This is a genomic window from Halpernia frigidisoli, from assembly GCF_900113805.1.
GTDB lineage: Bacteria > Bacteroidota > Bacteroidia > Flavobacteriales > Weeksellaceae > Halpernia > Halpernia frigidisoli.
In genome coordinates this window covers 582,094-604,612 of sequence record NZ_FOQT01000001.1, presented here as the reverse complement: position 1 = coordinate 604,612, position 22,519 = coordinate 582,094, and the positions used below count along the sequence as shown (strand labels likewise).

Sequence of the window (22,519 nt, the reverse complement as noted above, 5' to 3'; positions counted from 1 at the left end):
AAAAAATTACGATTCTATTTTAATCTGATATTTATCTAAAAGTCCCGTGATTCCCGATAATGAAAACTTTGCGCCTTTTATGCGGTTGTTTTCCGGATCGATTGAATAATTATAGGAACTAGTAAAATCAGCTTTTTCAAGATTTGTATTTTGAAAAACAGATTGAGAAAGATCACATTCTAAAAAGTTTGAATTGCTGAAATCTGCTTCTGAAAAATCAATTTCTCTTAGCTGACATTCTTTAAAAGTGGTTTTACGAAGGGTAAGTTGAAAAAAAGAAGAATGGTTTAACTGGCAATTTTGAAAAGAAAATGCAAGTCCAAAAGTGTTGCATCTTTCAAATTGAAGTCCGAGCATTTTGCAGTCTTTAAAGCGAATTTCCCGAAAGACAGTATCGTTGACTTTTGCTAAACTTAGATCACAATCTGAAAAATCACAATCTAAAAATTTATAGCCACTAAAATCAAACTCATTAAAATTACAGTTTTTGAAGGTGCAGTTTTCATATTCTGCTTTAACAAAAGGATTTTCAGTTGCATTTATTTTATCGAAAATTTGATGCTGAAAATGAAGTTCTGACATTTAGTTGATTTTTATATTCTTTTTAAAAATGGTTATTGTGCAATGGTGGACAAAAAAATAACCTTTATTTCTAGCCCCGATGGAAACGGCATCCTTTTTTGGCGCGAGCGAAGCGAGCGGCAAAAAAGATATAGTGGACAGCGGGAACACTATTCGGAGACAGCATCACCGTGTTGCTCCTAAATATTTTAAAGAATTTTCTTCTGCACAAAAACCACATATGCCATGTAAATTAGTGGTAAAGCCATAATAAACAAAAATAGAGCGTTCTGAATTGCTTCTACGGGCTGAAAAACCACTGCGTAAACCAAGCCAAAAGCGGCGCCACCTAAATGCGCTGCGTGACCAATATTGTCGTTTACGCGCGGATTGAGCATAGAATAAACCGAATAAGCAAAATAACCGAAGCCAAAAAGAAAGCCGGGAATACCTATCGGAATAAAAAAGAAGTAGATCGGCATGGAAGGAATTATCCCGATTGCCGCGAATAAAATCCCCGAAACGCCACCACTGGCACCAATCGCGGAGTACCAAGCTTGATTTTTGTATAAATAAAGCGAAAACGCATTGCCCAAAATGACCGAACCAAAATAAATAATTAAAAAACCAATAGGTCCGAAAACCTGTAAAACGACTGGCCCAAAAAAGTAAAGCGTTAACATATTAAAGATCAAGTGCATCGGATCTGCATGTAAAAATCCTGCAGAAACGAGCCTTACATATTCTTTATTTCTTAAAATTGCGCCTACGTTGAATTTATATTTTTCAAAAATATGTGGATTTTGCCAGCCGTAATAACTAAAAATTGCAGTCGCGGCGATGATTATAATTAAAATGGGTGCCATATAGTTTTTCTTTACTTTAATAAAATTGTTTACCGCAAAAGTTGCAAAAGTTTTATTGTGTCTTTCTCTCAAAAGTTTGCAAAAGATGCGGAAATTTTTTTTGTTTGCTAAATATTATTCCTCACCAAAAAGCGAACCTATACTTCCCTCTTCCGGGAAATCTTCATCTTTAACATCGTGGTCAATGAAACTGACGTGTCCTTCGGTGTATTCTACTTCGTCGAATCCTGGATTAAATTCTTCCGTCGGTTCAGGAATTTCTATTTTGATGTCTTTTATTTTGTCTCTTGTTAATTGATTTCCTAAAGCTTTAATACCTTTAACGGAAATAAATTCATCAATATTGATGGTTTCATTTTCTTTCTCCTTGCCTTTTTCTTTGGCGAAAATCAATTCTGCGGTTGCATTAGAATCTGTTATAATTATTTCCACAAAAGATTTCGGATGTTCGGAAGGGAAAAAAGTTTGAACATTTGATGTGTTTTCCAGTAAAAATCTTTTAACGAAATAGATCTGTTTTTCTCCATCATAATAGATGCAGGAAAGCGGCTGTTCCGGCTTCCATTTTTCTAAAATCAAGTATTCATCATCAAAACGGTTTTGAAGATCAAAGGAAATAAGTTTCGCTTCACCATGAGAATTGACTAACAAAATTTTATCGTCGCCCTTAAAAGTTCCGAGTAAATTTCCGCGTGCATCGGCATTTAAGCGACGTACCGTGTCATCAAACCAGATTTTACGAGGTGCTAATGTTGAATGTCCTTCTTCTTTAAGATCTACTTTTTTTACCGCATATTTCGTCACTAAATTTCCTTTGGAATTTCTACCTTTAATAGCCAATTCAGAGAAATCGATATCAATTTTATTTTTACGAACGCGCGCATTTGGTTTTAATAAAATACTTACCAATTCTGCTTCACCATTCGGATTGGCTGAAAAGTAAAGCATTTCTGAACCTTTTACCTCAGAAGCTAAGAAATATTCTGTATTTCTTGTGATAGAAGTGACTGCAAAGCGTTTCATATAATAAGGTCCAACTTTCCCTTCGCGGTAAATCATATTGTAAACTGTGCGTGTATCACCTTTTTTGAAAATACCAACATGAAGCAAATCTTTGCCAACGAAAGTTTTTGCTTCTACTTTTACGACCTGCATCACGCCATCTTTCCGGAAAATAATGATGTCATCAATATCTGAACAGTCAAATAAATATTGGTCTTTTTTGAGCGAAGTTCCAATAAAACCTTCTTCAAAATTAGCGTAGAATTTTTCGTTTGCGACGGCTACTTTTGAAGCATCGATGGTCTCAAACATTCGTAATTCCGTTTTACGCTCGCGGTTTTTGCCGTATTTTTTTTGAATATTTTCATAATATGCAATCGCATACGCTGTTAAATTAGCCAAATGGTGTTTTACCTCTTCCATTTTTCCTTCTAATCCAACAATATTATCCTGCGCTTTATCCTGGTCATAACGGGAAATTTTCATGAAAGGAAGTTCCGTTAATCTGATAATATCTTCTGTGGTAACTTCGCGTAAAAGATTTTTGGTAAAAGGTTTTAAGGCTAAATCTACCGCTGCATAAACTTCTTCTTTTGAAGCGCGGTTTTTTATTTCCTGGTAAATTTCGTTTTCAATAAATATTTTTTCGAGACTTGCAAAGTGCCATTTTTCCTGAAGTTCAAAAAGTTCTATTTCTAATTCTTTTTGAAGTAAATCCCGCGTAAATTCTGTATTTCTACGTAGAATTTCTGAAACGGTAAGAAACATCGGTTTATTGCCGACAATTACACAAGCATTTGGCGAAATAGGAATTTCACAATCTGTGAATGCGTAAAGTGCATCTATCGTTTTGTCCGGCGAAACATCACTATTTAGATAAATATTAATTTCAACAACATCAGAAGTATTGTCTTCAATTTTTTTAATTTTAATTTTACCTTTTTCGTTGGCTTTAATGACGCTGTCAATTAAATCGCCTGTATTTCTACCAAAAGGTAATTCTGTAATGCAAAGCGTGTGTTTGTCTTTTTGGATAATTCTGGCTCTAGTGCGGAGTTTTGAACCTCTTTCGCCATCGTTGTAATTCGCAACATCTAAAAGTCCGCCGGTTAAAAAATCTGGAAATAATTCAAATTTTTTGCCTTTTAAATGATTTATCGAAGCAGCGATTAATTCATTAAAATTGTGCGGCATAATCTTGGTGGAAAGTCCAACACCAATTCCTTCAACGCCTTGCGCTAAAAGTAAAGGAAATTTAACCGGCAAATCAACAGGTTCATTATTTCTACCATCATAAGATTTGCTCCATTCCGTAGTTTTTGGATTAAACACAACTTCCAAAGCAAAAGGCGTTAATCTCGCTTCAATATATCTTGCAGCAGCTGCAGAATCTCCGGTGTAAATATTTCCCCAGTTTCCCTGGGTGTCAATTAAAATATCTTTTTGCCCAATCTGAACCATCGCATCAGTGATCGACGCATCGCCATGTGGATGGTATTTCATGGTATTTCCCACGATATTCGCTACTTTATTGTAACGGCCATCTTCCAACTCACGCATTGAATGCATAATTCTACGCTGAACGGGTTTAAAACCATCAAAAATTGAGGGGATTGCGCGGTCTAAAATTACATAAGAGGCATAATCTAAAAACCAATCCTGGTAAAGTCCGGAAACTTTCTTTAAGCTGTCTTCTTCTTGAGAATTGTCTTCTATCATTGCGTTAATTGAAGTTTTTCCTTTTCACGGTTATTTTTTATCACTTTATTTAAAGAAAATTTTAAGTCGTTTAGTTCCTTTTTTGTAAGATAGGAAATGTCATATTTTAGAATAATAAAATTTTTCTTTTTGCTTGAGATCGTAAGATATAATCTTTTTAAAACAATCAAATCTTTGACCTCGTATTTTATCACTTTATATTTTGGAAATTCGTCACTGACATTTTTATAAAATAACGGAAAAATATTTCTGTTTTTAAAATTGATCGCTTCCCCATCACTGTCATATTCAAAGATCTGCTTACCTCTTAAAATAAAAATTGCTAATAAGAGAACTGGAACGATCAGCAATAAATACTGCTCATTTCCCAAAATATTAAACCTCAAAATTTCCAGTAAAAAAGCTATAATACCCGCAAATAAGAGCAAATTAATTACTGTAAGATAAAAGTTGTAAAGCGGAACTTTTGATTTATTGCTTAGTCTCATCTGAAAAATTATGCTTCGGCAGTTTGCATATTTTGTTTGGGATCCAGTAAATTTTCCTCTACAACCAAATTTTCAAGAATAAAAACCTGACGGTCTGGCGTGTTTTTTCCCATATAAAATTCCAATAAATTTTCTATCGTGGTATCTTTTCCTAAAACAACGGGTTCCAAGCGAATATCTTTGCCTATAAAATGTTTAAATTCATCCGGCGAAATCTCTCCTAAACCTTTAAATCTAGTAATTTCTGGATTTTTTCCTAAGTCATTAAGCGCTTTCAACCTTTCTTCTTCTGTATAACAATATCTGGTTTCCTTCTTATTTCTAACTCTAAAAAGTGGCGTAGATAAAATATAAAGATGTCCGTTTTTAATTAAATCCGGGAAAAATTGTAGAAAAAAAGTAATTAAAAGTAAACGAATATGCATTCCATCGACATCGGCATCAGTTGCTATTACGACTTGGTTGTAACGCAGATCTTCTAAACTATTTTCAATATTTAAAGCGGCTTGCAACAAATTAAATTCCTCATTTTCATAAACCACTTTTTTAGTCATTCCGTAGCAATTTAAAGGTTTTCCTTTAAGACTAAAAACGGCTTGCGTTTCTACATCACGCGACTTTGTTATTGAGCCAGATGCAGAATCTCCTTCGGTAATAAAAATCGTGCTTTCAGATTTTCTTAAGGCTTTCTGATCGCTGTAATGTTGACGGCAATCGCGCAATTTTTTATTGTGAAGCGATACTTTTTTCGCTCTTTCACGTGCTAATTTTTGGATTCCTGAAAGTTCTTTTCTTTCGCGCTCGGAAATCATAATTTTCCGTTGGATTGCGTCTGCAACTTCCGGATTTTTATGTAAAAAATTATCCAGTTTAGACTTCATAAAATCGATCACGAAAGTTCGAACCGTTTGCTTTCCCGGTTCCATTTCGTTGGAACCTAATTTTGTTTTGGTCTGTGATTCAAAAACCGGTTCTACGACTTTTACCGCAACTGCCGCGATAATAGATTTTCTAATATCTGCCGCTTCAAAATTTTTGTTGAAAAATTCGCGAATAGTTTTTACATACGCTTCTCTGAAAGCATTTAAATGCGTTCCACCTTGCGTTGTATTTTGTCCGTTTACAAAAGAAAAATAAGTTTCAGATTGCGATTTATCAGAATGTGTTATGGCAACTTCAATATCTTCTTCCTTTAAATGAATGATTGGATAAAGCGTTTCTTCTTCCAATTCTTCTGTCAAAAGATCTTTTAAACCGTTTTCACTGTAAAAAACTTCACCATTAAAATAAAGTTTTAAACCCGGATTGAGATACGCATAATTTTTAAGCATTTTCTCAATATATTCCTTTCGAAATTTGAAATGCGTAAAAATTGTACCGTCCGGACGAAATGTGGTTTCTGTTCCGTTTTTCTCTGTTGTTTCAGTAATTGTTGAATCTTCCGTAATTAAACCTTTAGAAAATTCTGCAATTTTTAATTGACCTTCACGAATTGATCTTACACGAAAATAATCTGAAAGTGCATTTACGGCTTTCGTTCCTACTCCATTTAAACCAACCGATTTTTTGAAGGCTTTCGAATCGTATTTTCCACCGGTATTCATTTTTGAAACGGCGTCAACAACTTTTCCCAAAGGAATTCCGCGACCATAATCCCGAATACTAATTTTTCCTTCGTCTAATTTAATATCGATCCTTTTACCCGATTTCATAACGAATTCATCGATAGAATTATCAATGATTTCTTTGATCAAAATATAAATACCATCGTCTGCAGAAGAACCGTCGCCCAATTTCCCGATATACATTCCGGGACGAATTCGGATGTGTTCCTGCCATTCAAGTGACCGTATGTTGTCTTCGGTATATTGCGGTTCTATATTTTCGTTCATTAATTTTTTTAAGAAAATTTTATTTAAATCTAACAATTCAGATTCTTACAAAAATATGAAATTGATTTTAATTTTTTAAATTTAATTTCGATATAAATTGTAGCAAGTGTAGTTTTATAAAGTAAAAGAAAATAAATTTACAGCGTTAATTTTTATATTTAATTTAAATAAGTTCTGCAAATGATAAACTTGCCAACATCCAAACTACCGGATGTAAAAACCACAATTTTCACGCAAATGTCACTTCTTGCCCAAAAGGAAAATGCAATTAATTTATCACAAGGTTTTCCTGATTTTGAAGTTAATAAAGATCTTTCAAATTTGGTTGATCACTTTATAAGAAAAGGTTTCAACCAATATGCGCCGATGATAGGCGTGGAAAATTTAAGAGTTGAAATTTTAAATAAATATAAAAAAACAGCAAATGTTGATTTTGATCCAAATTCAGAAATAACGATTACAGCAGGCGGAACTGAAGCGATTTTTAGCACAATTGCGACTTTTATTGAAAAAGATGATGAAGTCATACTTTTTGAACCGGCTTATGATTGTTATGAACCAACAGTGAAATTGTTCGGAGGAAAAGTAAGAACGGTACAACTGAATTTTCCAGACTTTACAATTGATTGGGATTTTGTGAAATCTTTGGTGAATTTAAAAACAAAAATGATCATCATCAACAATCCAAATAATCCGACAGGAAAAGTTTTAACAATACAAGATATTTCCGCACTGATTGAAATTACAAAAAATACTAACATTCTGATTTTAAGCGATGAAGTTTATGAAAGTATTGTTTTTGATAGTAAAAAACACCTGACATTTTTGCAGTTTCCAGAACTGAAAGAAAGAACAATTGTTGCCGGTTCTTTCGGAAAATTATTTCATGTCACAGGTTGGAAAACCGGTTTTTGTATTGCGCCAAAAGAAATAATGGCAGAAATAAGAAAAGTGCATCAGTTCAATGTTTTTTCCGTCAATACACCGACACAATACGCTCTTGCTGAGTTTCTAAAAGATGAAAATAATTATTTACAGGTTTCTAAATTTTATGAGGAAAAGCGGGATTACTTTAAAAATGGATTAGAAACAACGCCATTTTCATTGCTAAATTCTGAGGGAACTTATTTTCTTTCCGCAAGTTACGAGTCAATTTCAAATTTACCTGATTTAGAATTTTGCACAGAACTGACCATCAAAAATAATGTCGCCACAATTCCCTATTCTGCATTTTATTCTGACGGGAAAGATGAAAAAGTAATTCGTTTTTGTTTTGCAAAAAAGAAAGAAACTTTGGATGCTGCAATAGAAAAATTGCAGAAAATTAATTTTTGAAATATTTCACAAAAAAACCATTTTCAAAAGATGAAAATGGCTTTCTTAATATAATAAAATTTTGTTTTATAAACTAAATCGCGCCCCGGCTTGAGTGGAAATCCTTTTTGTGTAGCAGAGCGGAACAAAAAGATTGGGAACGGAAGACGGAAATTGGCGCCCAGATTATTAATAATCAGATTGCTTCGTTCCTTACAATGACATTAAACATTAAACCTAAAATGCATAATATCGCCATCTTGAACGACGTATTCTTTGCCTTCCACGCCCATTTTTCCGGCTTCTTTTATTTTTGCTTCGGAACCATATTTCACATAATCATCAAATTTAATAACTTCTGCGCGGATAAATCCTTTTTCAAAATCGGTGTGAATGACGCCTGCTGCTTGGGGTGCGGTAAAACCTTTTTCAATCGTCCACGCGCGAACTTCTTTTACGCCGGCGGTGAAATAAGTTTGTAATTTTAAAAGATCGTAGGCTTTTCTGATCAAACGGTTTACTCCTGGTTCTGTTAATCCTAATTCTTCTAAAAACATCTGGCGTTCTTCGAAAGTGTCTAATTCATTGATATCGGCTTCAATTTGAGCGGCTAAAACAACAACCTCTGCTTTTTCCTTTGTCGCCATTTCCTCGATCTTGGAAATCCAGGGATTACCATTTTTTATGGAATTTTCATCGACGTTGCAAACGTAAAGAATTGGTTTATTAGTCAAAAGTTGAACTTCACTCATAATTTTTTGACCAAAATCATCAGTTTGAAATTCTCTCGCGTTGTTTCCCTGCTCTACAAAAGCAGTTAATTTAACTAAAATTTCATAAGTTAAAACATCTTCTTTTTTACCGGATTTAATGTGTTTTTTGGCTTTATCAACGGCTTTGTTTAATGCTTCGCCATCTTTCAACTGCAATTCAATATCGATAATATCCTTGTCGCGCAAAGGATCTACAGAACCTTCCACGTGGATAATGTTGTCATTTTCAAAACATCTTAAAACGTGAATAATGGCTTCACATTCTCTGATAGTCGCCAAAAACTGATTTCCCAAACCTTCGCCTTTACTTGCGCCTTTTACCAAACCCGCGATATCTACAATTTCTACAACTGCAGGTAAAACGCGTTCTGGATTTACTAATTTTTCAAGTTCAAAAAGTCTTTGATCCGGCACCGAAACCGTTCCTACATTCGGTTCTATTGTGCAAAAAGGATAATTTGCAGATTGTGCTTTTGCATTGCTAAGACAATTAAATAAAGTTGATTTGCCTACGTTTGGTAAGCCGACTATTCCACATTTCATAACAGAATTTTTATATTTTATTGGAGTTATGTAACCTTACGGTTTCATAAATTCAGATTTGAGATTTAGAGTATTAATAAGTAAAACTTTTCACTCTAAAATTATTGGGTGCAAAGATAAGTTTTTAAACACTGAAAAGAAATAGTCTTATTTTATAATATCAGAATCGTATTCGCTTTCATTTCCGAGTTTTCCAACAGATTTTAAAGCGACAGCATTTAATTTTTTGCCTAATTTATTTTGCTCTAAATTTTTAAATAAAACATCCGGTGTTAAAATCTCAACTGTCCAATTTTCACCGTATTTTGTGTATAGAAGCCATTCCCGAACGTTTTTTAAATCCGTTGAAGTCCATTTAACCAAAATATTTGATTGGTTATTGATAATAGTAATTTCAGGTTTTTTAAGCAATTCAGTTTTTAACCAAGACGTTTCCGGCACTAATGCTTTCTCTTTATAGGGCCCGTTTTTTAAAGCAAAAGTCATTGCTGAACTTTTAGATAAACCAGCAATGCTATAATGAATTTCGCCTTTGCTGTTTGGTAAAGTAGTTCTAATTGAATTTATCTCGTTTACAATTTCTGTTGGTTTGTCGTAAGATTTTACTTCAACCGTATTTAAACCTGGCCAAAGGTGGCGGTTTTTTGTATTTTCAGATTTCCACCAATTTAGAAGAGAGTTAAAATTTTGCTTTTGAGAATTTGTAGGCCAATATAATTGCGGGGAAAAATAATCAACCCAACCTTGGTTGAGCCATAATTTTGCATCTGCAAAAAGTTCATCATATTGTGAAGAACCTTCAATTTCTGCGGGAAAACCGGGTTTCCAAATGCCAAAAGGACTGATGCCAAACTTCACGTCGTTTTTCTGAAGTTTTATTTCATCGTAAATTCTTTTCACAAATTTATTGACATTTGCTCTGCGCCAATCTGCTTTTGCTAAATTTCCACCAGTTTGCAAATAATTATTCCAGGATTTTGTGTCCGGAAAATCTCTGCCAGAATTGTATTCTTTATAAGGATAAAAATAATCGTCAAAGTGAATTCCATCAATATCATATCTCGCAACAAGATCTTTAACCACTTCAGAAACGTGATTTTGGGTATTTTCACTGGACGGATCCATCCAGTAAGTACCGTTTTTTAATCTTACAACATCTTCTGACATTTTATTAACCATTGATTCTGAGTTAATTTTGCCGCCAGTTGTGTGATAAGCACGAAAAGGATTTAGCCAAACGTGAAGTTCCAGACCTCTTTTATGAGCTTCTGCGATCCAAAATTCCAGCGGATCATAATATGGATTTGGTGCTTTTCCGGTTTCACCACTTAAAAAATAAGACCAAGGTTCGAGTTTACTATTATATAAAGCGTCCGAAGATGGTCTTGCCTGAAAAATAACGGCATTAAAGTTATTATCCTTTAAAAGATCTAAAAGTTGAATGGCTTCTGCTTTTTGTTGGTCCGTCGGCAAATCATTTCTTGAAGGCCAATTTATATTTGCAACGGTGGCAACCCAGGCGGCACGGAATTCGCGAGGCACTTCGGGTAAAATTAAAGCAGCTTCTTTTACTGCATCTGGTAATTTTGGCTGAATCTTTACTTCTACTTTTGCTACTTTTTTAACAGGTTTTACGACCGGTTTTTTTGTTGCGCAAGAAATTATCAGAAGGAATAAACTAAAAATAAGGAATCTAAAATACTGTTTCGACATGCCGCAAAAATAGAAATTTAACTTCATTTTTTTACCTTTAAAAAGTAATTTTAATATATTTTATGATTGGTTTAAAATCTATTAAACGTTGCTTATTAGTTTTTAAATCTTAAATCTTAGCTTTATACAATCTCAAAGTTTTGAACTTCATTAAGCTTCGGGTATTTTTTTTCGCATTTAAAAAACTTTCCAGTGCAATCAATTTCTTTCCAACCTTTCTTTTTGCCAACATCGCCCACTTCGACTACAATCGGCGTGAAAATAATTTCATCTCCGCCTGAATAATCTTCTCTAAACTGAACTGCAACATCTAAAATGCAGGGAAAATCTGTATTTAATGTTACATTTCTGTAGATCACATCAAAATGTGTTTCCCTATTTTCAGGAATTTCAAAATAATTTTCAAAATTATTTGTGGAGCCATTTAAATTAATAATTCCAAGAATTGCAAAGTAAAAAGCTTCAGTGTAAAATTTTCTAGTTTCCTGCCTTAAATAGTCATTTTGAAAATGTCCCCCTTCAAATAAAATTGTTGGTATTCCTGCTTTCATTAAATTATCCCCGACAGAATTTGGATAAAATTCATCGGAGTAACGTCCAATTTGGTTTGGTAGTTTTTTGTTTAAATTTTCAAAAATGTATGCAATAATTGCCATACTTTTTTTACGATTTTCTGTCACTTCGCGTTCCTCATTTTCAGACGGTGACAGAAAAGAAAGCGTCGCCGGATTTACGCCATCAGTTGTAAAAATGGTTCTTTGATCATGAAGATTTAATGCATAATCATAGTTTCCATTACTAATTAAATTTTTCAGAAGTTTAATTTCAACACTTTCTTCCTGATTGTAATCTCGGTTTAGATCAATATCCATCGTATTTCTTCGCGTCCATTTTTCACTTCCATCAGGATTTAGCATAAAGACAAAATCAAGTGTAATTGATTTTTCTAACGTCTGTTTTAATGCCAAATCACTTTCAAAAGAATAAAGAAAATCGAGCATCGAAAGTGTGGCGGTCGATTCATTTCCGTGCATTTGAGACCACGCTGCAACTTTGATAATTCCTGATCCAAAAGAAAATTTAAAAATTGGTTGACCAAAAGTTGATTTCCCAATCTCTGTTAGTAATGCCACATAATTCTTCTGTAGCCAATTAAATAATTTTTGAGGCGAAATATAGCGCTGTGGGAAATCAGGATTTTTTTGGTATTTAAAGTCGTGGTTCATTTTCTTAATTTACAATATTCAAAAATAATATAAAAATTGCAAAATTCATATTATTACATTTGTAAATTACTTAAACGTTTTAGAATGTCAGTTTGTCTGTTAATAATAATGTGTATTGCATTTTATTTAATTTTAAATATTAATAAACACTAAATCAGTTAGTTATAATATTTAATTAAAGTTTTACTATACACTTACTTTAATAACAAGAAGTACTAGTTATCCCCGATTGTAGAGATAAATATAAAACAAAATTAATAACTTTAATAATCTACTTTAACATTACTTTCACAATTGTAAATTTTATTTTAAAACCATTTTGAGGTATATTTGCAATAACAATTTCATATGACATCTGAATTAACTTTTCTTATAGGATTTTTAATATTTATAGGGCTTTTACTGGCATTTGATCTGGGACTTCTCAGCAAAAAAAGCGAAACTATTTCCTTAAAGCATGCGGGAATTATGAGTTTTGCTGTCGTGGCTCTGGCGATGGTATTCTATTTTTTTATCATTACTTACGGCCATTTAATACACGGTATCGACAGTCTTGAAAAACTGCAGATGATCATCGCAACAAATAAACATCCTGTGGAGATCATTCCAAATGATCTTCCCCACAGTCTGGATCTTTATAATCAAAATCTCGGTCTGGAATTTCTCACCGGTTATGTTGTAGAATATGCACTTTCCATTGACAATATATTTGTTATAATGCTCATTTTTACTTCATTTAATGTGAAGCAGAAAAACTACCACCGCGTTTTATTTTGGGGAATTTTAGGTGCTATTGTTATGCGTTTTGCTTTTATTTTCGTGGGTTCAGCGCTTATTGCGAAGTTTGACTGGATCTTATATGTATTCGGCGCATTTCTTATATTTACGGGTATCAAAATGTTCCTGGATCGAAATAAGGAAGAAACAATTGATACCGAGCATCATCCAGTAGTACGGTTCTCAAATAAGTACTTTAAGGTTCATAACAATTTTGTTGGGGATAAATTTTGGATCTTAACTGATGGATTTTGGAAGATAACTCCTCTATTTCTAGTGTTGATCATCGTAGAATTTACTGATCTTATTTTTGCAGTTGACAGTATTCCAGCAATTTTTTCTGTGACAAAGGATCCTTATATCGTCTTTTTTTCTAATATTTTTGCGATTATTGGTCTCCGTTCTATGTTCTTTTTACTGGCAAATTTTATTGATAAACTGCGTTATTTAAAAATCGGATTGGCTGTACTGCTTATTTTTATAGGTTTGAAAATGATATTTCATACACAAATGGAAGAATGGGGATTTAAAACAACACATTCCCTCCTAATCATCTTGCTTATTTTAGGAACAAGTGTAGGTACTTCTTTGGCCTATCCAAAAAGTGAAAAAGAGCGTCATTTAAAGTATGATCCAGACCGAGATGGAGACGGTAAACATTAATTGTTTTTAACTTTAAATGAAATAAGTTCAATCAGAAATTACATTTAAAATTTTATCCACAAATCTAAATTTTTTCCTTCTAAAACTTTACATATTAATGACTTATAGATAAATTACAATTGTTAATGTTTTAAATTACAAAAGTAAATTACAATTGATTTTTTAATTGTTACATTTGTAATCATTATTAAATTTGATAGTTATGAATCTCAATGAAAGAATTGGTAAAATTTTAGAAGAAAGCGGCCTTACTTCTTCCGAATTTGCAGATGAGATTGAAGTGCAGCGCTCAAGCGTTTCTCATATTACTTCAGGTCGAAATAAACCTTCTTTAGAATTTGTAACAAAAATAAAATCAAAGTTTCCTGATATAAGCTGGGACTGGCTTATCAATGGTGAAGGGGAAATGAAGTTACTTATGGATTCTTCTTCTCTTTTGCGAAATGAACTTATTAAGCCGGAAAACAAAGTGGTTGCTGCGCCGGATCTTTTTAGTTTAATAGACGATGATAAGTTTGGAATCACGGAAAGTGAAGATAAAATCACTAATGAAGCCAGACGAGAATCTTTTAAAACTGAACCAATTTCAAAAGAAGGAAAAGCAAACGATTCTCAGCGATTAGAAAATACTGTTAAAGAAAATTTTGATAATAGAGTTGAAAAGCAAAAACCAGATTTAGTAAAAATTGTCATGTTTTACTCGAACGGTAAATTTGAAAGTTTTGAACCATGATCAAGTTTTAAAAATTTAGTTAAAATTCAATTCTATTTTCACTCATCTTTAAATCAATGGTATTTGGATTTAAAACTAAAAAGGTAAATTGCATCTTTATAATATTCTCTCCTATGAAATTTTCAAAACTTTTTTTATTACCTGCTTTGGCATTTTTGCTAAGTTCATGCATTGTTTCAACTGCTGCTAAAATTGTGACTACCACGGCAAAAATTGGCTATTCTGCTGTAAAAGGAACGGTAAAAGGCGTAAGCTGGGCCGTGCAAAAAGCAGATGGAAAAATAAATGAAGACAGAATTGATGGTGTTTGGAAAGTGGTTGCGGTCTACAATGGAAGTTATGAGCAGTTTGCCCAGGACGCTAATCCTGAAAATAATTATGTAAATGAGTGCGCGGATGGTTTGGAGGTAATTGAATTTAAATCAAACAGAGAAAAATTTCGTCCGGTTCATTGCGAATCTGCTGAAGAAGAACTTGTAAAATATAAATATGATTTTGGCAAAAATCCTTTAACAAAAAATAAAGAAAATTACCTGAAATATAATTCCAGTAATTATATATCAATTATAGATGTTACCAGCACGACAATGGTTTTGGAAGGAAACTTAATTCCCAAATATGCTTTTTCCGGCGGAAAACTTTATCTTTTTGAAAAAGTAAAATAATAAAATCACTGAAAAAATTGTTGGAATATCTTTTTTAAAAATTTGTATTTGAATTTTTTTAAGTAAATCATATTCGTCATTTTACATTGTCAGTGATGTCAATATCTGTTTCAAAATTGAAATTATTAAATATTTAATAATTTACTTTTTTCGTTATATTTGCGGAGTTTCTTTAACTAATTTTTAAAGAATACCTGCAACTCAAAACGATTTTGAATGAAGAAACTCTATCTGCTTTTTTTACTTATTTCCTTTCATAATTTCTATTCTCAAAAGCAAAACAACGACACTATTAATTATTTACGGAACGGCATTTTTGAAGATGCTTCCGGAAAAATGATCACTTCAGAACGGGCAAAATCTGCATTTTTAAAAGAACGTGCAAAAAAGGTGCTTTCTGAAATGAGCAGCATGCAAAAAGCCAGTCAGACTGCCGTAGAAATGTGTACCAATGGTGGTTTTGAACAAACGGAAAACATTTCCGGCAATAATGTTGTCAAAAATTTTCTATATAATATTGGTGATCCTCCGGGACCTACACAATGTAAATCTATTACCAATAAAGCAGATACCTACATTCCTCAATACAATCCCGTTTCAACGAGTGTAATGGCAACATCTGTTCCCGCAAATGTATTTGACAAATATATGGGCGACATAAAGGGATTTGATCAATATGCTTTAAAGATCAATTATCAAAATTCAGGCACTTACGGTTCCATTGTACAGGGAAAAAGATTTAAGACAAATAATGAAAATTTCCTTAAATTCAACTATAAAGCTGTTCTGCAGTCGGTTTATGATAGCAGTCACACGGATAATCAGGCCTTTTTCAAAGCCAGAATTTTAGATAAAAATGGAAAAGTAATTAGTGAATTTTGCCTTGTAGGCGATGAAAAAAACTGCATTTTCACGAAAGTTCCTGATGGAAGCAGCGGTTACGTCACTTTATATACTGCAAACTGGCAATCGGGCATTCTTGACATATCTTCAATTCCTAATAATGAGGAATTTACCGTAGAATTCATGGCTTCGAGATGCGGACTTGGAGGTCATTTCGGCTACGCTTATGTTGACGATATCTGCCTGTTGCATTCAACTGAAAATTTTGTAGGATCGGTAAATATTGATCCTTTATTTGCAGTTTGTCCGACATTGCCTGTAAATATCTCCGGAACTTACACAACACCAAATTCCGGTGGTGTCACTGCAACATTAAAAACTTTAACTTTAAAACTTTTAGACAGTAATGGTACAGTAGTTTATACAGCCTCAACTCCATTTTCTACAGATCCAGTTACAAAAAAATTCATTTTTCAACTTGCCGCAGCGAATTTCCCCAACACTTCTCTAAGCAATTACAACGTAAGTGTGACAGCTGATTTTGATATTGCCGGAACGCCGACCGGCTGCAACAGTGCGGGAACGGCGGCGGCTTTTGCTTCCGCTACAGATTCTGACGCAAATGATGGCTGGGACATCAGTTTTCTTAATTGCTCCAGTTCCTGTGACATTGTCGTAAAACCGGCAAAAATCTCAAAATGTGATCTGAACCACGATGGTAATGAATCTTTTAATCTGGCAGATTTTGATGCTAAAATTGTAAACTCAACTACGGGATTAACTTTTTCTTACTTTAAAGATTACAATTCAGCTTTTAATAATACGGGAAATATTACATCTTTTGCCGCTTATAATTCACCATCCGCCGTCATTTACGTAAGAGTTACGAAAGACCCGGGATGCTATAAAATTATACCGGTAAATCTGGAAGTAAAAAATCCTACAGCTACAATTTCAGGTATTTTAAATGTTTGTTCCGGAAGCACTGAGCTAAAAGCATCATCTGGCGCTACCTATTTATGGAGTACCAATGAAACAACTCAAAATATAACCGTCACAGACGTAGGAATTTACAGCGTGACAGTGACAGATAGTTATGGCTGCGCAAGCACAGTGAGTGTAAGTATTGAACCAAGCCAAACAGCAGTTACGCCGACATTGGAAATAACACAACCTTCGTGTTTTTCCTCTTATGGAACAATTAAAGTAACTTCAGTTGCGTCGCAATACAGTTTTGATAATGGCGTGACCTGGGTTTCAAATCCTGTGAAATCTAATTTATCGCCAGGTAATTATTCTGTTTTAATAAAAACATTAAAAGGCTGCACATCATATCCGCAATTAGTTTCTATAGTTCCCGCGCTTACCTCCTATCCATACTACACCGCAACACAACCGAAATTCTGCGGTGACACAGGAACTATCTCTATCACATCTGATGGCGCCTATTTTAGTTTTGATAATGGATTAACCTGGGTGACTTATTCTACGATAAATAATCTTCAACCCGGATTGTATACCATTCGTACAAAGAATGTTGCAGGTTGTATTTCAAACCCACAAAATGTTTACATCAGCAGTGCAACTTTAGGGAATCCAGATTTTACTGTTGTTCAACCTGCGTGTACTGTGGCTGGAAAAATTACCATTAATACGCCTTCGGACTTTTATACATTTGACGGTGGACAAACCTGGGGAACATCTAATGTTTTATCTAATGTTTTCACAGGTAACTTTTCTGTTGGTATAAAAAACACGTTGGGTTGTATTTCCTATTTTCAGAGCATCTATCTTCAGCCTTTTGAAAATTCTTATCCTGATGCCGATGTGATACAGCCGGTTTGTGGAGAGAATGGATCTATTTATATTAAAACAGAAGCTGATTTTTACAGCTTCGATAATGGAGTTACGTGGACGACCAGTAATTTAAAAGATTTACCGGCAGGAACTTATAAGATCAAACTAAAAAATGCCGTAGGATGCGTATCGAACAGCAATACAGTTACACTTTATGCACCACGACTCGATTATCCGATTTTTTCAGTTATTCAGCCAATTTGCGGAGCAAATGGAAAAATTACCATTAATAGCGTATCAGATTTTTACAGTTTTGATGACGGCGTTACCTGGGTTACGACCAATTCAATGTCACTACCCGCAGGAACTTATAGAATAGCAATAAAAAACGCATTGGGATGCAGATCTGATGCAAATTATGTGACGCTCTACCAACCTACAATTCCAAAGCCAGATGTTACTTCTGTGCAGGGAACCTGTACTACTAAAAGCAGTATCACAATTAATACGCCTGCAGCATTTTATAGTATTGATGGTGGTTATACTTGGTCTACATCCAATATATTTAATAATCTGACGAATAATTATTATAATGCAATGATCAAAAATTCTCTGGGATGCATCTCAGAGAGTACAAATGTTTCATTTACAGGTATTTATTTGCCAAGTCCCGCTTACACGGTGGTAAATCCTTCCTGCGGAAATATTGGAAGCATTACATTTTCTACTACTGCTGATTTCTACAGCATTGATTATGGCCGAACATGGTCCACTTCTCCGGTTTTTACTAATTTAATAGAAGGTTCTTACGGTTTAACAGTAAAAAACACAACTGGCTGTAAATCTGATGTTATTTATATCTCAATGAGCAAGACTAATCTTGCAGCGCCTACTTTTACCGTGATCCAACCTTCGTGTGGTGTTAATGGAAGCATTACTATAACTTCCGCAGGTACAAGTTTTAGTTTTGACAATGGCTATACATGGTCAACTTCAGCAACCTCTTCCAACTTACTTAGTGGTTATTATTATATTTTGGTTAAAAATGGAACCTGTGTTTCAGATTACACACCTGTTCAAATATTACCCTATTATTTACCGGATGCGACTTTCACATACACGCAGCCAACATGTGGTGTAGGAGGATCGATCACCATTACTACTACTGCCGATAAATACTCAATAGATGGTGGATATACCTGGAGTACTTCCCCTATTTTTAACAATTTGCAGGCGGGCAACTTTAGAATAGTTGTTAGTAATCTGCAGGGTTGTAAATCTAATCCATACAATCAGTATATTTCCCTTGTTAAATATTACCTCCCAAATCCTGATGTTCTGATTGAGCAACCTGTTTGTGGTAAAAACGGAAGTATAAAAATATTAAATGCCGGTTTCGAATACAGTTTTGATGCAGGAAGAACATTTAGCAGTGTAAATGAAAAAAACAATTTACCTTCTGGATCTTATCAGATCGTAATAAAAAATGCGCAAGGTTGCACATCTGATCCTTATTCAGTAAATATTTATCTTAAACCATTTTTTCTTCCAAGACCATTTATAAAAGTTGAACAACCCTATTGTGGCTCGGGAGGAAGCATTACCATTGTTTCTCAAAGTGCACAATACTCATTTGATAATGGCGTGACCTGGGGAACAAACCCTGTACTTTTAAATCCTGCACCCGGTTATTATAATATTCTCATTAAAAATGCAACAGGATGTATTTCTCAAACTGCTTCTGCCGGGATTAACAGATACTTCTTGCAACAGCCTGTCTACACTGTAATTCAACCTACATGCGCGTCTCCTGCCGGCACTATTATTATTAATTCTATAGCTGACCAGTACAGTTTTGACAATGGCGTAACGTGGAGCACTTCGAATGTCAAAAATAATTTAACATCCGGTTTTTACTATATTTTAATAAAAAATGCCAGCGGTTGCAAATCGTCTGCAATTGCACCCTACATTAATCAGGCACAGTCGATTCCCGCAGCGCCTGCTTATACTTCTACTCAACCTTCAGCATGTGATGCTACAGACGGATCGATCACTATAACAACGCCAGCCGTAAGTTATTCCTTTAATGACGGCGCCTCATGGACCACAAATCCTGTTAAAAAGAATATTGGCTCCGGAACTTATATTATTAAACTAAAAACAAATTCTTCCAGTTGTGAATCTCTTTCCGTTCCTGTAAGTCTAAATTCAGGTGTTAATATTCCTGCGCCAGTTATTTCCGTAAAACAGCCAACGTGCAGTGTTGCCACCGGAAGTATAACAGTAACCACAGTTGCTGCCACCTATAGTTTTGACGATGGTTTAACTTTCGTTTACAGTAATACCAAAACCGGTCTTAATCCTGGGACTTATAAGATAAAAATTAAAAATGCAACCGGATGTTTATCTGATGTCATTTCTGCGGTTGTCACAACTCAGGCGCCATTACCTGCACCATCATTCAGCATTACGCAGCCAAACTGCGCCGTTTCTTTAGGAAGTATTGCAATTACTACAGCAGCTTCAGAGTACAGTTTCGATAATGGTATTACTTACGGCATAAGTAATATTAAAAATAATGCGGCGCCTGGTACTTATAATTTAATGGTGAAAGACGCAGCCGGATGTATTTCTTTGGCCGGAACGGCAAATGTTGATCAACAACCATCCACTCCTGCACCGCCACAGATCTCTGTTAGCAATCCTGCAACTTGTACATCTTCGACGGGAAATATTGCCGTGATCTCTGCCGCAGCATTTTATTCTTATGACGATGGAGTGACCTGGATCAGCAGTCCTTCTGCAACATTATCGCCTGGAACATATATGGTAAGAATAAAATTATCAGCGAACGGTTGTCCTTCGAGCGCAACATCTGCAACTGTAGATGTGCCGCCAAATGCACCTGCTATGCCAACTTATAATGTTGTTCAGCCAACGTCATGTGTAAGTCCTTTTGGTAATATTTCAGTAAGTTCCGTTCAGGATAAGTACAGTTTTGACAATGGTGTTACTTACACTTCATCATCAACCTCTGGACCTTTATTGCCCGGAATGTATTTAATTAAGGTAAAAAATGCTGCCGGTTGTGAATCAGGCGTTGTTTCTGCAACAATAATTCAACCGCTAGATACACCTCTAAAACCAACTTTTCAGGTTCAGCAAATTGACTGCACGCATTCATCAGCAAAGATCACTATTAATGAAATGGCTACTGAATACAGCATTGATAATGGTTTGACCTGGCAAAATTCCAATATATTTAATAATTTACTGCCAAAAACATACGATGTAAAAACAAAAAATTCCACTGGATGTATATCGATTCCTACTACGGCAACTGTGGCAGTTTTTGTAAATCCTACGCCAAAACCACGTGTTCAGGCTTCTCAAAACTTTTGTGTTCAGCAAAATGCAACGGTCGGCAGTATTGATACAAATGGAAAAAGTTTGTCGTGGTATGATGCGCCGGTTGGAGGTAATTTGCTCACATCCACTACAAAATTGATTGACGGACAGTCTTATTACGCTACGCAGACCATAAATGTTTGTGAGAGTGAAAGAGTTCCGGTTACCATCAATATTGTTGCAACGTCTCCACCTTCTGGAACGGCATCACAGGTTTTCTGCATAAGTCAACGGGCAACACTTGGTGAAATTTCAATAAATGGTTCACAAATACAATGGTATAGCAGTCTAACGGGAAACAGCGTTTTACCGCTCATTACTTTACTACAGGATAATGTGACTTATTACGCAAGTCAGACCACGCAATATTGCGAAAGTTTACAAAGATTACCGGTTTCTGTTTCTTTGGTTACATCAACTATTCCTGCAAAAGATGTTACGGCATCGCCACTTTGCTCAGACGAAAACGGCAACTTAAAAACTGATCTTACGAAATACGAATCTGACATTGTAGTAAGCGCATCACAATATTCGTATCGATTTTATGATCAAAATAATAATCTGATTTCTGATGCAAAAAATTATATTTTAAATACAGGACTTAATAATTTATTTGTTGAAGTTAATTCAGCAGCAGGTTGTTCAGCGAAGGTAGAACTTAATATATTTGTTAATGCAGCACCGAAAATCAGCACACAACTTCTCATAGAATTCTGTCAGGACGACTTCGCCACTCTGGATGCGGGATCTCAACCTTCCGAAAATACCTACACCTGGATTTTTGGTGGAAAAATAATAAGTACGCAGCAGATCATTAATGTGAAAGATGCCGGTATTTATAAACTAATGGTTGGTAGCAGTAAAGGTTGTGTAACAGAAAGATCGATTACTGTAAAAAAACTAGATTTACCGGTAATCACTTCTATTTTAATAGAAAATTCAACAGTGCAGATCAAGGCAAAAGGTGCAGGAATTTTAGAATATTCTATCAACGGATCGGTATGGCAACCTTCAAATACTTTTTATAATGTGGCTGTCGGTACTTACACTGCTTTTGTCAGAAGTGGCACACAACCTTGTGCAGTAGCGGAGGAACAATTCACTATCTTTAAAATCGTCAATATATTCTCTCCTGATGGCGACGGCATTAATGATACCTGGAAGATCGACGGCATTGAAAAATACCCCGGCACCAAAATAAAAGTGCTTGACCGCTACGGCGTGACTGTTTTAGAAACAACCGTAAAAGGCAACTTCTCCTGGAATGGTGAACATTTAAAAAGGAAACTGTCAACTGGAAGTTACTGGTATCAGATCATTATTTCGGACGGAAGAATAATGACCGGTTATGTAGCTATTAAAAACAGAAACTAAAAATATTGGTATAATTTAGATTGATAACTTTAATAAATAGTAGTTTAAAAATAACCTACCTTTGTATGATCAAATAAGAAATACAAGCGCAATCTTTCAGATTATTGTATTGTATCGATCTATTTCGTACCTTATCACCCAATAAAAATAATAAATAAT

At 34.5% G+C, this 22,519-nt stretch carries 13 protein-coding genes; 5 read left to right on the top strand and 8 right to left on the bottom strand.

Annotation, left to right across the window (positions count from 1 at the left end; translation table 11 throughout):
- Nucleotides 1-6: 6 nt before the first annotated feature.
- The 5 genes from BM238_RS02825 to BM238_RS02805 form a co-directional block, all read right to left on the bottom strand.
- On the bottom strand, nucleotides 7-582 hold the full coding sequence (locus tag BM238_RS02825) for a pentapeptide repeat-containing protein (protein WP_090078659.1): 576 nt from the start codon (nucleotides 580-582) through the stop codon (nucleotides 7-9).
- A 188-nt stretch (nucleotides 583-770) separates the two neighbouring features.
- Nucleotides 771-1,427: a rhomboid family intramembrane serine protease gene (locus BM238_RS02820; RefSeq protein ID WP_090079098.1), complete on the bottom strand. Its 657-nt coding sequence runs from the start codon at nucleotides 1,425-1,427 to the stop codon at nucleotides 771-773.
- Nucleotides 1,428-1,541: 114 nt separating this feature from the next.
- Nucleotides 1,542-4,148: a DNA gyrase/topoisomerase IV subunit A gene (locus BM238_RS02815; RefSeq protein ID WP_177205412.1), complete on the bottom strand. Its 2,607-nt coding sequence runs from the start codon at nucleotides 4,146-4,148 to the stop codon at nucleotides 1,542-1,544.
- A complete protein-coding gene (locus BM238_RS02810; RefSeq protein ID WP_090078658.1) occupies nucleotides 4,145-4,636 on the bottom strand; it encodes a hypothetical protein in 492 nt (163 codons plus the stop codon). Before BM238_RS02810 ends, BM238_RS02815 begins: the two co-directional genes overlap by 4 nt.
- A gap of 8 nt (nucleotides 4,637-4,644) precedes the next feature.
- Nucleotides 4,645-6,528, bottom strand: coding sequence for a DNA topoisomerase IV subunit B (locus BM238_RS02805; protein WP_090079096.1), 1,884 nt, complete (start codon nucleotides 6,526-6,528; stop codon nucleotides 4,645-4,647).
- Nucleotides 6,529-6,708: 180 nt separating this feature from the next.
- Here BM238_RS02805 and BM238_RS02800 point away from each other — a divergent pair, with 180 nt between their 5' ends.
- Nucleotides 6,709-7,863 carry a methionine aminotransferase gene (locus tag BM238_RS02800; RefSeq protein ID WP_090078657.1) on the top strand — a complete coding sequence of 385 codons (1,155 nt, stop codon included), beginning with the start codon at nucleotides 6,709-6,711 and terminating at the stop codon, nucleotides 7,861-7,863.
- Between the two features lie 203 nt (nucleotides 7,864-8,066).
- On the opposite strand, the gene ychF is transcribed toward BM238_RS02800, so the two are convergent.
- From ychF to BM238_RS02785, 3 genes are all read right to left on the bottom strand, one after another.
- A complete protein-coding gene (gene ychF / locus BM238_RS02795) occupies nucleotides 8,067-9,158 on the bottom strand; it encodes a redox-regulated ATPase YchF (protein WP_090078656.1) in 1,092 nt (363 codons plus the stop codon).
- A 147-nt stretch (nucleotides 9,159-9,305) separates the two neighbouring features.
- Nucleotides 9,306-10,898, bottom strand: a complete 1,593-nt coding sequence (locus BM238_RS02790; protein ID WP_233741898.1) for a glycoside hydrolase family 10-like protein — start codon at nucleotides 10,896-10,898, stop codon at nucleotides 9,306-9,308.
- Between the two features lie 95 nt (nucleotides 10,899-10,993).
- Nucleotides 10,994-12,097 carry a M14 family zinc carboxypeptidase gene (locus tag BM238_RS02785; protein ID WP_090078654.1) on the bottom strand — a complete coding sequence of 368 codons (1,104 nt, stop codon included), beginning with the start codon at nucleotides 12,095-12,097 and terminating at the stop codon, nucleotides 10,994-10,996.
- Between the two features lie 348 nt (nucleotides 12,098-12,445).
- On the opposite strand from BM238_RS02785, the gene BM238_RS02780 reads away from it, so the two are divergent.
- The 4 genes from BM238_RS02780 to BM238_RS02765 all read left to right on the top strand — a co-directional run bounded on the left by BM238_RS02780 (nucleotide 12,446) and on the right by BM238_RS02765 (nucleotide 22,360).
- The gene (locus tag BM238_RS02780) at nucleotides 12,446-13,537 is read left to right on the top strand and encodes a TerC/Alx family metal homeostasis membrane protein (protein ID WP_090078653.1); all 1,092 of its coding nucleotides are present in this window, start codon (nucleotides 12,446-12,448) and stop codon (nucleotides 13,535-13,537) included.
- Between the two features lie 202 nt (nucleotides 13,538-13,739).
- Entirely contained in the window at nucleotides 13,740-14,270 is a 531-nt protein-coding gene (locus BM238_RS02775) for a helix-turn-helix domain-containing protein (protein WP_090078652.1), read from the top strand.
- A gap of 113 nt (nucleotides 14,271-14,383) precedes the next feature.
- Nucleotides 14,384-14,935: a hypothetical protein gene (locus tag BM238_RS14360; protein ID WP_090078651.1), complete on the top strand. Its 552-nt coding sequence runs from the start codon at nucleotides 14,384-14,386 to the stop codon at nucleotides 14,933-14,935.
- Between the two features lie 216 nt (nucleotides 14,936-15,151).
- A complete protein-coding gene (locus BM238_RS02765; protein ID WP_090078650.1) occupies nucleotides 15,152-22,360 on the top strand; it encodes a T9SS type B sorting domain-containing protein in 7,209 nt (2,402 codons plus the stop codon).
- Nucleotides 22,361-22,519 lie beyond the last annotated feature (159 nt).

Excerpts from the sequence above, each read along its gene's own strand:
- BM238_RS02825 (WP_090078659.1), bottom strand. The coding sequence starts at position 582 with ATGTCAGAACTTCATTTTCAGCATCAAATTTTCGATAAAATAAATGCA.
- BM238_RS02820 (WP_090079098.1), bottom strand. The coding sequence starts at position 1,427 with ATGGCACCCATTTTAATTATAATCATCGCCGCGACTGCAATTTTTAGT.
- BM238_RS02815 (WP_177205412.1), bottom strand. The coding sequence starts at position 4,148 with ATGATAGAAGACAATTCTCAAGAAGAAGACAGCTTAAAGAAAGTTTCC.
- BM238_RS02810 (WP_090078658.1), bottom strand. The coding sequence starts at position 4,636 with ATGAGACTAAGCAATAAATCAAAAGTTCCGCTTTACAACTTTTATCTT.
- BM238_RS02805 (WP_090079096.1), bottom strand. The coding sequence starts at position 6,528 with ATGAACGAAAATATAGAACCGCAATATACCGAAGACAACATACGGTCA.
- BM238_RS02800 (WP_090078657.1), top strand. The coding sequence starts at position 6,709 with ATGATAAACTTGCCAACATCCAAACTACCGGATGTAAAAACCACAATT.
- ychF (WP_090078656.1), bottom strand. The coding sequence starts at position 9,158 with ATGAAATGTGGAATAGTCGGCTTACCAAACGTAGGCAAATCAACTTTA.
- BM238_RS02790 (WP_233741898.1), bottom strand. The coding sequence starts at position 10,898 with ATGAAGTTAAATTTCTATTTTTGCGGCATGTCGAAACAGTATTTTAGA.
- BM238_RS02785 (WP_090078654.1), bottom strand. The coding sequence starts at position 12,097 with ATGAACCACGACTTTAAATACCAAAAAAATCCTGATTTCCCACAGCGC.
- BM238_RS02780 (WP_090078653.1), top strand. The coding sequence starts at position 12,446 with ATGACATCTGAATTAACTTTTCTTATAGGATTTTTAATATTTATAGGG.
- BM238_RS02775 (WP_090078652.1), top strand. The coding sequence starts at position 13,740 with ATGAATCTCAATGAAAGAATTGGTAAAATTTTAGAAGAAAGCGGCCTT.
- BM238_RS14360 (WP_090078651.1), top strand. The coding sequence starts at position 14,384 with ATGAAATTTTCAAAACTTTTTTTATTACCTGCTTTGGCATTTTTGCTA.
- BM238_RS02765 (WP_090078650.1), top strand. The coding sequence starts at position 15,152 with ATGAAGAAACTCTATCTGCTTTTTTTACTTATTTCCTTTCATAATTTC.